The organism is Sulfurimonas sp. (assembly GCF_041583195.1).
Classification (GTDB): Bacteria; Campylobacterota; Campylobacteria; order Campylobacterales; family Sulfurimonadaceae; genus Sulfurimonas.
Genome location: NZ_JBFHGL010000001.1, coordinates 264,250 through 279,044 on the forward strand (window position 1 = coordinate 264,250; position 14,795 = coordinate 279,044).

The 14,795-nt window shown below is 33.4% G+C and carries 8 protein-coding genes and 1 pseudogene; 1 reads left to right on the forward strand and 8 read right to left on the reverse strand.

Annotation, left to right across the window (positions count from 1 at the left end; translation table 11 throughout):
- Positions 1–19 precede the first annotated feature (19 nt).
- The 6 genes and pseudogenes from ABZA65_RS01330 to ABZA65_RS01355 all read right to left on the reverse strand — a co-directional run.
- Complete coding sequence (locus ABZA65_RS01330) at positions 20–1,294, reverse strand: ArsS family sensor histidine kinase (protein ID WP_373069788.1); 1,275 nt, start codon at positions 1,292–1,294, stop codon at positions 20–22.
- A complete protein-coding gene (locus ABZA65_RS01335) occupies positions 1,295–1,957 on the reverse strand; it encodes a response regulator transcription factor (protein ID WP_373069790.1) in 663 nt (220 codons plus the stop codon).
- A gap of 30 nt (positions 1,958–1,987) precedes the next feature.
- Positions 1,988–4,123 (reverse strand): ferrous iron transport protein B, encoded by a 2,136-nt coding sequence (gene feoB, locus ABZA65_RS01340; RefSeq protein ID WP_373069792.1) that lies wholly within the window; start codon positions 4,121–4,123, stop codon positions 1,988–1,990.
- Positions 4,120–4,347, reverse strand: a complete 228-nt coding sequence (locus tag ABZA65_RS01345) for a ferrous iron transport protein A (protein ID WP_373069794.1) — start codon at positions 4,345–4,347, stop codon at positions 4,120–4,122. The genes feoB and ABZA65_RS01345 overlap by 4 nt, the downstream gene beginning before the upstream one ends.
- Before the next feature lie 124 nt (positions 4,348–4,471).
- Complete coding sequence (locus ABZA65_RS01350; RefSeq protein WP_373069796.1) at positions 4,472–5,683, reverse strand: hypothetical protein; 1,212 nt, start codon at positions 5,681–5,683, stop codon at positions 4,472–4,474.
- 385 nt (positions 5,684–6,068) lie between these two features.
- Positions 6,069–6,264, reverse strand: a pseudogene (locus tag ABZA65_RS01355) (methyl-accepting chemotaxis protein); the annotation flags it as partial.
- A 1,274-nt stretch (positions 6,265–7,538) separates the two neighbouring features.
- Here ABZA65_RS01355 and ABZA65_RS01360 point away from each other — a divergent pair.
- Positions 7,539–8,096, forward strand: a complete 558-nt coding sequence (locus ABZA65_RS01360; protein ID WP_373069798.1) for a phosphatidylcholine/phosphatidylserine synthase — start codon at positions 7,539–7,541, stop codon at positions 8,094–8,096.
- Positions 8,097–8,098: 2 nt separating this feature from the next.
- Here ABZA65_RS01360 and ABZA65_RS01365 read toward each other — a convergent pair whose 3' ends face one another.
- Together ABZA65_RS01365 and ABZA65_RS01370 are read right to left on the reverse strand one after the other, a co-directional pair.
- Positions 8,099–8,488: a DoxX family protein gene (locus tag ABZA65_RS01365; protein ID WP_373069800.1), complete on the reverse strand. Its 390-nt coding sequence runs from the start codon at positions 8,486–8,488 to the stop codon at positions 8,099–8,101.
- Between the two features lie 182 nt (positions 8,489–8,670).
- Positions 8,671–14,787: an LPD38 domain-containing protein gene (locus ABZA65_RS01370; protein ID WP_373069802.1), complete on the reverse strand. Its 6,117-nt coding sequence runs from the start codon at positions 14,785–14,787 to the stop codon at positions 8,671–8,673.
- Positions 14,788–14,795: the final 8 nt, after the last annotated feature.

Consider the following 14,795-nt stretch of genomic DNA (forward strand, 5'->3'; position numbering starts at 1 on the left):
TTAGTTTACACATTTACTCTTACGCAAATATAAATCTATTCATTCCGTTTTCATATTCATGGGCTAGAACTCTGTTATGCGCCTTGAGTATGGAGTCTACCAGGTATAGTCCTAAGCCAAAACTATTTTTTGAAGGGTTCTCTTTTGTAAACGGTTCTATATAAAATTTTAGTGGATGTTTTAAACACTCACCTTTACTCTCAAAAGAGAGTTCATTGTTGATCATCCTTATCTTAACTTTTTTATCCGGTGAGTATTTTATAGCATTGTCTATCATATTTTTTATAGCCGTAGTATAAAGCCTGTAGTTAACATTTACTTTTACACTTGTATCAATATCTACATCAACACTCTCACGCTCAACCATAGCCATATCTATAGCACCATCTATTATGTCAACAACTCTATACTCTTTAAACTCTGTTTTATCACCTAAACTTGTAACTTCTTCTATTAAAGCAAATTCATTAACCAAACACTCCAGTCGCCCAAATATTGAGCTAAACCTGTCACGCTGTTTATCGGTTTTTAGCATCTGTGTTGCAATCGTTCCTTTTGCAATAGGTGTTTTTAGTTCATGCATAATATTTCTTAGAAACAGTGTACGAGAATCCATTATATTGTTAATCTTGTCTTTTGTAGCTTCAAGTTCATTTGCTATTGAAGCGATCTCATCATTCCCTTTCATCTTAAAACTTATATTCATATTTCCATCACCATATACGGCAATTTTTCTTCTTAAACGAATAAGTGGGCGTAACCTTTGAAGTATTAGAAAAAATGAGATAAATATAATAAGTAAAACTGTCGTATATGTATATAATAGATTAAAATATCTGTAAGGCTGTAACTCTTCATCCTGTAAAAGAAGAGAACTATCAGGTGTTTGAAGATAAAAATATATTGTATTTTTATATGAGAACATAGAGGTTGTGTAGTCACGGACAATTTTTTTTGTTAAAAAACCTTGTGAATTCATTAGCATCTGGGTATCTACACTCTTTTCCCCTTTTTGTTTTAAGAACTCACCTTTTTCTAAAATATCTTCAATTTTATTTTGATCTATTATGTTGATTTTATATACAGCCAAGTTTGCTTCAAGCATAATCTCTGAAGTGCTACGTTGTTTATGTTGTCTAAATATTTGAGAGATTATGGCTTGTTTTGTAAAAATATGGTCTATGTATTGTTGTTTGTTAAGTTTATGAAACTCCCAAAAAACTGCACTTACACTTATAATAGACACTATAAGTGCAAATAGTACAGTTATTAAAACTCCGTGGCGTTGTATCATCTATTTAAGTAGCTTGTATCCGACACCGCGAACTGATTCAATTAGTGTTTTATCACCAAGTTTATTTCTAATACGCCCAACCATTACGTCTATACTTTTATTTGAAGAGTCTTCATTAATTGCATTTACATTATGGATTAAATCCTCACGGGATACTACTAAACCTTGTTTTGAGATCATATATGAAAGTATTCCAAACTCTGCATTTGTAAGTTCAATATTTCTATTTTTATAAGTGATCGTCATTGAAGACTTATCACATTTAAAATCCGATTTTGATTCCTCTTTAGCTTCTACTTTCGCAGCATAACGACGTAGAACCGACTGAATGCGAGCTTCAAGTTCTCTCGGGTCATAAGGTTTTGGTAGATAATCATCAGCTCCAAGTTCAAGAGCTTTTACTTTGTCCGTAACATCACTTCTTGCACTTGAGATAATTATAGGGATATCTTGACGCTCACGAATTGCTTCACAAACTTCTAAACCATCCATTCCCGGTAAAGTAAGGTCTAATATTACCAAGTCAAAAGGCTCTAGTTTTAATATACTTACTGCCTTAAAAGGGTCATCTTCTGTAATAACTTTAAACTCAAACTGCTCAAGATACTCTGTAAGTATCTCAGCAAGTTCAAGATCATCTTCTATCATTAGTATTTTTTTCATGAAAAGATTCTACCTTATTTAATTGTTATTTCAAATTAACATTGAAACAACATTATAAGTTATAAATCCTAACAGATATGCAACTATTGATGTAAATCCTAACAAATAAAAGAAATACTTTACATGTCCAGCTTCACGAGTAAACACTATAGATGCAGCTAAACATGGAAGATAAACCATAACTACTACTATAAATGCCATTGCTGATGCAAAACTAATTTCATTTTTAATTATATTTTTAAGGGAGCGGTTTTCTTCATCAACACTATCACCAAGTGAATATAATACTCCTAAAGTCGAAACAACAACCTCTTTTGCAGCAAGTCCAGTTTGAAGTGCAACATTCATCTTCCAGTCAAACCCTAAAGGTGCAAATATAGGTTCTGTAAATTTACCGATTTTACCTAGATAACTTTGTTCTAACAACTCTTCAGCTAAAGCATTTTCTAATCGAGCGGCTTCATCGTCACTTTTAGCTAGCTCAATCTTAGACTCAAAACTCTTCTCAAGTTCCAAATTATGTGGGTAGTTACTTAAAAACCAAATTAACATAGATGCAGCAGCTATAAAAGTACCTGCTTTTTTAAGATACATCAACGTTTTTGTAACAACCGTGTGCCAAATTAGTTTTAATGACGGCAAACGATACTTTGGCATCTCCATAACAAAAGGCTCATCTACACCTTTAAACGCAGTAAGTTTTAGTATTTTAGCTGCTATTAAACCAAGTATAGCCCCACCTATATATATTCCAAATAGCACATTCCCTGCCATCTGTTCAGAGAAAAAAGCTCCTGCGAAAAGTACATATACAGGTAGTCTTGCACCACATGACATAAAACCTATAATAAACAGTGTTAAAAGTCTGTCACGATCATTTTTTAATATTCTTGCACTCATATACGCTGGAATTGAACACCCAAAACCTGTTACAAGTGGTATAAAACTCTGTCCGTGCATTCCAAATCTATGGAAAAACCCATCTAATAAAAATGCTACCCTTGCCATATAACCTGTTGACTCAAGAAGCGCTATACCTATAAATAAAATCACAATATTTGGAACAAAAAGTACAACTGCCCCTACTCCGGCAATGAGACCATCAACCACAAGTGATCGAACATCATCATTTGCAATTGTTGCACCTATTGTTTCACCGGCCCAACCAAAAAAAGAGTCTATCCAGTCCATAGGAATCGAACCAATTTCAAATGTTAGTTGAAACAACGACCACATAAAAAATAAGAATATCGGTATACCAAAAAATTGATGGATCAAAACACTATCAATCTTTTCTGTTAAAGTCTTTTTTTCTTCGACTTTTTCTTGTATAAGAACTTCTGCAACTATACCTCTGTTAAAAGAAGCATATTCTTCTGCAAACGCCTCTTTAACATCATCACTGTCATGATGCAGTTCTATGTGTTTTGTTGCTTCAAGTAAAACAGGCTGTAACTCTGTCCAAACAGGATCATCATGAAGTCTTGCATACGTTTGTTTATTATTCTTTAATAGATTAATAGCAATATTTCTATAAAGGTTTCTTGACTCAAATTTATGTTTTTCTAGATGAGTAGCGATTGTTGTGATCTCCTGCTCGACAGCCTCACTAAAAATTAACTTAGGAGTTTTAATCTCTTTTTGTGATTCTTCTAAAATCGCTTCTAGTAGATCATCTATACCTTTTTTTGTAGCAGCTGATACTTTTACACAAGGTACACCGACTAATTTAGACATATATTTTTCTAAAATGTTTATGCCCTCTTTTTCCGCTTCATCACTCATATTTAGTGCGATAACCAGATTCTTACCTAGAGTCATAAGCTCTGATGTAAGTTGCAGGTTTTTCTCTAAATTTGTTGAATCCACAACATTGACTATTAAGTCATACCCTTTATCACACAAATAGTCATGAGTAACTCTCTCTTCAATCGTATAATCTGTAAAAGCATAAGTACCAGGAAGATCAACTACCGTAAAATGGTAATCTTTATAATCAAAAAGTACTTCTGATTTCTCAACCGTTACACCGGTAAAATTACCTACATGTAAGTGTGCATTTGAGATTGAGTTGATAAGCATACTCTTACCAACATTTGGTTGTCCAACTAGTGCTACCTTTATATGGTCAGCTGTTACAGGACAAACTTTTGGTTCTGTATTCACAGTTTTTCTACCTCTATCATTTTCGCTTCAGCACTTCTTAGTGCTAGTCTTGTTTTACCGACTTTAATCTCGATATTGCTTTTTGTAGTCGTATGTTCTAAAACATCTAAAATCGACTCTTTCATAATTCCAAAAGAGATAAGTCTTTGCTTTAATTCTGTGTCAGCATATAGTTTAATAACTTTTACTTTGTCATCTTTTTTACAATCATATAGTGTTTTCATTTTGTTTCTTTAAAGTATTTTTATAATGATAATGAATATCATATTAAAAAAAGATAAAAATTGATAATAGTTTTCAAAATTATACTTTTTATATTACTGATATTATCGATACAATATGTATTCCCTAAAAACTGTAACTAGCCATAACCCTTACATGTTCCCAGTCGTTTTCATTAGTTACACTGCTTAGTCTATCTTCACTCTTAACATAGATTACATAAGCTGCAAACTCATCATTGTAATTGTATTCTACACCCATATCTTGTTCTACAATATGTGCTTTATCTCCAACTGAATCCGGATCACCTTTAAAATCACCGTAAGCATAAAATAGAGAAAAATCTCCCAATGCATATGAAGCACCGCCAACATAAGAAGTAGCATCTCTGTCTGCAGTGATCTCATCAAGAATCATAATATCCATGCTCGTAAATAATGCACCACCTCCAAAACCTGAGAAACTGCTTTTGTTTTTCTCTTTTGAAGACTCATTATAAGCTGCACCAACAGTTAAATCACTTACACTTAATTCTACCATTGCACCATATATATTTGCTTCAATTGCACTTTTATCTTGTTCAGACTCATTCAAGTATTGCGCTGCAACAGATAAACCTATATCTTCTGAAAACTCATGTGTATACGACAACTCTGCATAAACAGCGTGATTTGCATTTTCACCTCCGTTAATGCCGTAGTACCAAAGCTGAGCATCTATAATATTTGAATATGAAGCACCTATAAATGTAGTACCATTATGTCCAGTATTCACCCACTCATCATCAAGCCCAGCATCAACACCCTGCCATCTGTTAAGATAGCCCATAAATACATTTAAACTGTCTGATTTATATTCAGCAGTCACAGCTTCAAAACTGTTTTGTACCATACGTATATCATCACTGTCTGCAAGTGGTGTATCTATAACTTGACGACCAAACTTATAATCTAAAAAACGCCCTTCATATGCTAAATAAGCTTCACTTAGTTGTGCATATCTTCCATCGCTTGATGAAAGTTCATCATTTCTTTTATTTTTATCCAAATCACCAGATGCTTTTTTGATGTCTTCAGAGTATGTTAAAGCAACTGCTCCATTTATACCATTGTACTTAGCTGTTTCAAACTTCAAATAAGCACCTGCAGCTGTAGCATAAGTATCTGTTGCAGCTGTTTCTTTAGGATCTTGAGATACATACATAGCTCTAAGCTGACCGCTTGTTTTACCCTCTTGAAACATTGCTTTAAAACTATCAACCGAGTTAGAATCTTGTTCTGCACTTAGAGAACTTACTAATAAGCTACACGTAACTATCGAATATACTATTTTTTTCATAACTTTACCTCTTTTAATTTATGTAATGATAATTAATATCAAATTAAAGTATGCTTAATATTGATAGTAATTATCATTTATGTTTTAAATTTATCTATCTGCTCATTCAATTTACTAGTAAGATTTAATAAATGAGTAGATGCATCACTCATTTCACTTGCACTTGTAGCATTGCTTTGCGAGAACTCATTTATTTTATTAACCTCATCCCTGACTCTATTCATATGCTCACCTGTAACTATGAAGTTATTTGTTGATTCATCATTTGACTCAACTGCTTTATTCATAACCTCAGTCACTTCTCCTATACTAGCTTGGATATTTTGAGAAACTATCGACAATTCTTCAATATCTTTTGAGTTACTATTCATTTCAGAACTGATTTCCATTATAGACTGCACAATTACGTTTATTGTTGCAGATATTTCTGAGAGTGATTTCTGTGTACGCTCAGCCAGTTTTCTAACCTCATCTGCAACAACAGCAAAACCTCGTCCGTGTTCACCTGCGCGAGCCGCTTCAATAGCTGCATTTAAAGCTAAAAGATTTGTTTGATCTGCGATATCATTTATAACAGTTAAAACCTCTTTAACTTGTTCAGCTTCTTGAGAAAGTGTTTGAATTTTATGTGTAACTTCAGTTTCTAACTCTGAAGCTTTATGTACTTTTTGAGAAATATTTATGATCTCATTTTTAGCAACATTAAGTTTTTCATTAGCCTTAACTACTTCTTCTTTTGTTTTTTTAGCTTCTTCTACATAGACAACTATTTCATCCTGTATATCTTTCGTAGTATTAGTTGTCTCTATAACAATATCACTTGATAATTTTATATTATTTCCAACAGCCATTGAAGATTTTGTTAACTGCTCTGATATTGAAACGTTTTCCTCAGATGTCTGATGTATAGAATATAGAACTTTCGATATCTCTTTTGTTACAGTATTTAATGAGATTGCAATATCTGCTATCTCATTTTTCCCTTCTATTTTCAATTCTTCAGAAAGGTCTAGTCCTTCCATCTTCTTTAAGTGTTCATGGATAGATTTTATACTTACTATAATTGCACCTATTGCTAAAAATGCCGCTATTATAGTTACGATTAACAAGAATCCTGTTGTTAAAGTCTGATGTAAAATATACTCATTACTTTGAGCTATTTTATCGGCAGCTTTTTCGTTTTCCTCCATATGCTCTTTTATCCAGAATTCTAATTTGTTTGAAAGTTTTTCTGCATAAGGATCGAGTTCTAACATCATTTTGTTACCCTCTTCTGCACCAAAGTCAATATAGGTATGCGCCATTTTCTGACCTATTTTATAATAATTTGCAAAATTAGATTTAAAATCTTTTAGTTCCTGAACCATCTCAGGCTCTTGATACTTAATATGCTCAGCTATCATATGATCAAGCAGTTTATTACCGGCATTAAAATAGTTTTCGGCTTCACTAAACCCATCATCAAATCCCTCTTTTGCTCTTGTAGCAGATATATCCGTTAACCACTGCTGCACCTGAATCACATTTATTTTTAAATTTAAAAAATTAAATGCATGAGGCAATATCTCTGTTCTTTTTTCAACAATTTTATTTTTGACATCATTAACATTTGTAAAAGTTAGTATTAAGTTGATCATGATGACAGCTAAAACAACTCCAGCTGCTCCATATAAAACAGTATTTATTTTTATATTTTTTAACATTAAGACTCCCATGTTATTAAAACTTCTTATACATTTTATTCCTAAATATATTACATTCAACTTAAACATATATTGTTAATGTTTTAAAATATGTAAATAAACTTTTCTCTCTTTTTGATATAATAACGCGATAAAATGCTTCAAGGTAACAAATGAAATTTCTTTTTACTTCTTCTTCTCAATTTAATCTTGCAAACATGTTTACGTTTGTAAATATCACAGCTGGTCTATTAGCCGTTTATTTTATAACTGAACAAAACTTTTTTGTAGCAATTATTATGGCATGGATAGGCGGAGCTTTCGATATATTTGATGGAAAAATAGCTAGAAAATACGGTTTGTCAAATGAATTTGGAATTCAATTAGATAGTTTTGCAGACTTTTTAAGTTTTGTTCTCGTACCTGTATTTTTAATTTTTGAAGCTGTATATGCTAATGCAAATATTGGTAATCTAATTATAGTTGCTGGAGCAATAAGTATCTACTACGTTATATCAGGTTTAAGACGTCTTATATACTTTAATATAAATGCAGATGCAGGACAAGTTGAAAATTACTTTACAGGTGTACCTACTCCGCTTGGAGCTATACTATTATGGCTTGTTTATCTTGGGTATATATATTCTGTAATTCCAGTTTACTTAGTTATGGGGATAATGATTTTAATTGGTTGGAGTTTAAATTCGAAGATCAAAGTAAAACATTTATAGTTTTACTTTGCGTTTACTGCATATTTTCCACTACCTAACATAAAGATAGATATACACATAATTAGATATAAAAATGGGAGTTCAAAAGTAGGAGCACCGTGTTTTCCAAGCTCAAACAGAGTTGAACTATGAGCTAACAATATAGCCATTAACATATTAAACGCTAGTCCTACTGATGCTATTCTTGCATATAAACCTAAGATAATCAACACCGGAAAAACAAGCTCACCAATAAATACTCCATAAGCAAAAAATTCCGGTAACCCTGCATTTGTCGTAAGATAACGAACACCGCTAATACCGTTGATCACTTTTTCAAAGCCGTGGAACAACATCAAAACACCTACACTTACTCTTAATAATAACTTTGCGATATCTGGGGAATAAAACACTCTAACTCCTTCAAAACATTTTATAATTTATTTATTGATGTATAATATCTAAAAGGAAAGAATACATACCTTAATATTTGTCATAGACAAAGCCTAAATTTAAAGTCAAATATTCTCTATAAACAACTTTGACTTATTTCTCTTGACATTCTATTGACAAAAAAAGGTACAAAAAAGGTACACTACTGATCCTTTTTTATATAAAAATCTTTAATCTGTTTTATCTTTACTCCACTTTTTATTGCATCTCTGATCGCATCTTTATTTTTCTTAGCATCATCATAACTTTGAATGTTCCATTTTTTACTCCACTCTTTAAGAGCTTGATTCTCTCTGAAACCTTTAACCATTTTTTTATAGCTTGATACATCCATGTGTTTTGCTTTAACAGCTTCTTTAGCAAAACGATAAAATCTATCTTGCTGATTTTTAGTATAGATGTTAGTTCCGCTATCTTTATACATATTGATCACTTTGTATAGTGCAGCTTTTTCTCTTGTCTCTCCGACTGCTGCTCTCACAAAAGGAATTTTATTTACATCTAGGTCCTCACCTTTGTAAGATTTTACTGCAGCATCTGCAGATCTGCTTATAAACTTACCTAATCCACCGGTAGCATATTCAAACAAATAATCTAATGTATTTGGTGATATGTCTATAGCTCCACTATTGAACTGATCACCGCCTGTAGCAGTATTTAGTGTTTTAGCTATACCTTTAGATGCTTCTGTAGCGTTTTTAGTATGGTTGTATGCTTCTGCTTTATTGTTTATAGCAAACGGATTATCATTTGGTTTGATGTTACCACCATAAAAGTTTTTATTCATAGCCAGGTCTTGAAAAGGTCTTGCTACAGTAGGTGTAAACATTTGTTCTAATTCCGGTGCAGTAGAGATAGGTGAAAAAGCATTAGCCATTAGACTAAGAACTCTTTTTGGTATATCACCTGCTTTTATTTCGCCTTTTTCATACTCTGCAGCTATATCTCCCATAGATTTAAACACATTATATCCGTATGGAATTTTGATAGTTTTATAGCTTCCATCTTCATTCATAAAGATATATGAAGTATCTTTTACATAGCTTGGAATTTTGTCGTATTCATCAGCATTAACACTTTGGTTATACATAGATAATCCATATCCTGTTCCGGCTATAGCTGCTGCTATACCTTTTGCTTTATTGCTATCTTTTAGTGCTTTGAACATTCTGGTAGTACCTTGAATACTTGCATTGTAGAACATATACATAGTATTCATAAGAGTACCTTTTTCACCTTTACGGTTGAAGTTTACAGTTAGATTTTTAGCTATTGATGCAGCCTTTTGTTTACTTAGTCCACTATCAAGTGCCATTTTATAAGCTACTGTTCTAACTCCATTTTCTACTGCAGTATTCATATCATCAACATATTGTAGAACTGCTTTAAACGCTTGTTTTGGTGCTAACTCTCCGTTATATTTATCTATGATCGCTTGGCTTCTTGCTTTCATGTCAGATACATTGTACTGCTCTAACCATCCTGTAGTACCACCGTTTCGCTTCATATCCATGAAGATTTTGCTCCACTCGTTAGAGTTTCTACCTCTTTCTGCTCCAAATATACCTTTTATTGCAGGTCCTACATCTTTTAATATCTTAGCTCTATTGACTTTGATATTATCCGGCATATTGATCATAGCTGTTTGTAAGTCTCTCTCAAAGTTTGATACTACGAACTCCGGATTGTATTGTGTATTTACAGATGCTAAAAATCTAACTACTTTTTGCACCCCTCTCATTAGACTACCCATCTGTTCAGCATTTAGGTTTTTAAAAGCACTTGCAAGTGCAGGATCGTGAATCACTATCTCTTTAGTTTTTCCATCTACTTTAACGTGCATAACATTATCAGCTAATTGGTAGTTAGGATTCATACCTACTACCTCACCCATATTATTATACATAGGTGTGTGTCTTACTCCGCTAACTTCATATAAGCTTTGATCAGGGTATTTTTCTATGAAGTCTAGGAATGACTTACCAACTTTGTTTTTCTCTGCTCTTATGATTGTTTCCTGGTATGCTAAGATTGAGTGCATAAGTGGCGATTCTACTGCTCTATCACTACCTTTAGCACGTTTGATCTCTTTACCTTTTACATCAAAACCTCTACCTGTACGCATAGCAGGACCATTATTATCCATAATACGCTTTAGAGGTACATAGTTATCGTAAGTTTCATCTATTTTTCTGATAAAATCTTCATTCTCTAATCCCTCTGTGTAAAGAAGTTTCAATCTGTCACTGTTCATCTTGTAAACCATTTGAGCAACTTCATTAAGTTCTTTATTGTCAGCATATTTTCTGATGATCGCTTCTGCTAAATCATCACGCATACCACTACCAAACTCTTTTCCGTTAAGCTCGTATATACGTTTGTTACGCTCAATAGCGTGTCTTGCATGAAGATACTCATCTAAATCATCTATAGACACTTTAGAAGCAGCTATCTTTTGCATAATAGGCTCTACTGTATCAGCTTCAAAGTCTGATATTCTAGCTTCCACTTTACCATGATATAGTTCTTCTGTTTGATAAGGATTTATAGCATCTGCTATCTCATCACTACCTGCTTTTGTTTTAATAAGCTGCTTAACTCTGTTGAATTTATCCTGCATCATACGCTGTGCAAACTGCAGCTTAGTCTCATCTGGAAGTGTACCTGCTTCCGGTAGTTTACCGGCTTTGAATTTTCTGTACGCTTTATATGAAGCATAGCCACCTGCAGTTACTGCTAAACCTGCAAGTGCTTTAGTTGGATCAAAAGTTAAGTTACCATCTTCATCCTCACCGAAACCTGCAATAGCTCCACTAAATGATGGTGATGCCATAGCTACCATTCCATCAGGTTGTTTTTCTGGTGACCATCCCCATTCATGTATAGAGTTTCCATCTGTGTAAAGGTCTTTAGCTTTAACTTTCATTTCTAAAATTTTATAGTTTCCATTAAGAGGACCATCCCCATGCTCTATAGCATAAGTCTTACTTGTTGTCACCCAATCATCAGGATTTATTTTTACATCAAGATCTTTAGGAACTGCTCTATATATTGTAACATCAGCGTATGGCTTACCTCTTACTGCTTGAATAATTTTTACAGATTCATCATCCATATTTTTATTGCCATGTCCAAAATATCTTGCAGCATTTGGAGAATATATATCTTCTCCATAAACATCCGTTAGGTCTTGTGCAGCAGTTCCGCTATCTTTAGATGGAGCTGTGTGATCCATTTTGTAAGTATCTTTTTTTGATGCTTCTCTGGCTTCTGATTCTTTTACTGCTTGTTTAAATGCTTCATCATCCGCTAGTTGCTTCTCTTTAAAGGCTTTAACTCCGTTATCATGGATATATTTAATGTCTTTTCTAATATCTTCATTTGGCATCTCTCTCCACTTACCTCTTGCTTCAAAGTAAACAGTATCACTTTCTGGATGATAAAAGTAGTTTTTATCTCTATCCGGATAATAAACCTTTCTTCCACCTGTCTCCGGAAGTCCTTGTTCTAAGCGTTGAGCTTTCTTTTTCTCTAATAAGCTATTTTGTGGTATAATTGTCTTATTAGGAGAGGTTGAAGTAATTGCTGCCGGTGAAGCAGCACCCTCTCCCATATTTCTATCAGAATAGTAAGTAATTACTCTTTCTTTTCCATTTTTCGTATTACCTGTTACAACTTTAAAGCTAACGCCATCTTGTGTAAGTTCATATACATTTTTTCCGTAGCTTTCACTTATATCACCTTTGCGAATTACCTCACCAATCTGTAGTAATTCCTCTTTGCTAACTGCTCCTACACTTCCATTATCTAAGTGTTTTTCAACATGTAAAGCTCCAAAGCCTTTTCCGTTACTTTCAAAACCTTTTTCGTATTTAATTATTGAATCAAGATCGCTTTTTCTTACTTCTGTTGCATTTTTACCATTAAATGTTACATTCCAGATACCTCTTTTTTCTTTTTGAGCTTTTGATTTAACAGGTGACATCATAGCTACACCATCATCATATTTAATGATAGGATCTTCATATTTACCCTCTGCTTTAGCAAGTGTTTCAGTCCATGCTTCACCTTGTCTCTGTTTAGATGAATAATCCATACGGTGTTCTGTAGCTCTTGACTGTTGTTCACCCCATAGTTTCTGATAATTTTTATATTTTTGATGAGATTTTGCGGTTTGAAACTCGTCTCTTATTACTTCAAGTTCTGTCTCTGTGAATTTATACTCTTGATATTTTTCATCTATTATCTTTTGATCTAGTTCATCCCATTTAGCTTGATAATATGCAGCATAATCGTCTTTAACTTTTTTATCAAGTCTTGAAATTTCTTTACGGTAGAAGTTTTCCATACCGTTAGATAGTTGCTCACTTGAAGTTAAAGGACTGCCACCTCTCGCCCATCCCTCTTGTTTTTGAACTGCGTGTTGCACTTCATGTAGGAGTGTAGATTTTAAATCTTTTTCGCCTTGCCAATCACCTACATTTAATGTTATTTTATTCTCTCTAGGATTATAACTTGCTCCGGACTTTCCTGCACTTCTATCAAACGATACTTTTACATCATTTATATCGTTGTATTTATTCACTAATTCTTCATGTTGAAATATATCACCTAACTTTACTTCTTGATCTGAATTAATTACTTTGTATAGATTTTCTTTGAACTTAGCAGCATTATCATCTATCTCTCTCATAGTCTTTTTGGTAGCTACATCACTAAAAGCACCAATTTCATCACCTTTAGCACCCACAAACATAGAATTTAAGCTATTGCCCTGCTTTTGTATCTCTGGATTAAAATTCACTTTGTTTACTGCATCAGTTAGAATATCTTTTAGCTTACCTCTAACCTGCTTATTTTTAAGTGCTGTTTTTACTACAGTATATCCACCTAAACCAATGATGAATTTTTCAGGATCTAAAGTAATATTCCCATCTTCGTCTATTTCTACACCGGCATAAGTAGCTACTGCTGCATTATCCAACCCTCTGCTAAAGAGCATATTAGCTTTTTCCCAATCTTGATCAAACGGATTAGGCTCTGCATCCAACTCATCTAATTTAGTTTTATAGTCTATTTCATTAACAGGTTTTTGATTCCAATTAGGATCGTTTTTTAAAGTAGATAAATCCGCTTCTAGCTTACTTAGTAGGTCCTCTGTGATTTTTCCGTTTTCAAAGTCTTTCACATCTTGTTTTGTAGTGTGGAAGTCATAATTATAGTTTTTTTCATAAGTTGCCGGTGTAACATCTACTTCATAGCCTTTGCCGGTGTTTTGAGTATTTATCTGTCTTGCAGTTATAAGATTGTTAGGATTTTGGCTCTCTTTTGCAGATACACCTCTACGCATCTCTAATAACTCATTAAAGCGATCATCTTTAGTGATGTTGTCTATTCTAGTATCAAAATTTGCATTAGCTTGAACATTTATAGGATCTATAGTCTGAGAAGTAGGCTCTAAATTGTTCAATCCTAAATCATCACTAGCTTTAGTGGCTTTGGTTTTAGTTAGGAACTCTGCTACATCAAAACCCTCGTTTTGTAGTGCTTCTTCTGCATCTTGTGGAGATACTTTACCACTTTTTACTGCTTCACCCAATTTAGCATATTTTTCAAGGTGTGCTTTTTCAGCTTTGTAACCTGCATAGCCACCAAATAACAGTCCTGTACCCATCTGAATAATTCCGGCAGTAAGAGGGTATTCTTGTTGAAAGTCTTTACCCATAAGATCATTAGTAGCATTTATAGCACCTGTAGCTGCTACGTTACCTACTATATCACCTTTAGCAAAAGCACTTCCTACAGCTATTGACTTTTCTGCTGCTTGTCTAGCATCATCTGTTTTAGCTATAGCTTTACCGAATAAACCTGTTCCTGCTTTTGTTAGTCCACCTGCAGCAAAGGCAAAATCAAGTGTAGTATCTTGTAAAGGCTGATTTTCAGCTTCAAACCTATTAAAATCTTGGCGATATTCAGCCTGTTTTTTTGCTTCTATACCTGCAGATATTGCTTCTTCTTTAGTTTGTGGAAGCTGATTAAAAGGATTATCCATCTCTGCAATAGGCTTATTGAAGCCCATATCTGTTTTATATTCAGTAACTTTTTTGTTAAATTTATCTTCTATTTTTGCTAAATCTGCATCACTAAAATCTTGATCTGCTGTATATGAATCCCAAACTCTTTTAAGTGCTACATCCTGCTTTTCAGGTGTTAGTTTTTCAAATCTTGGATCGTATATAGTCTCTTGTAATAAGCTCATATACTACT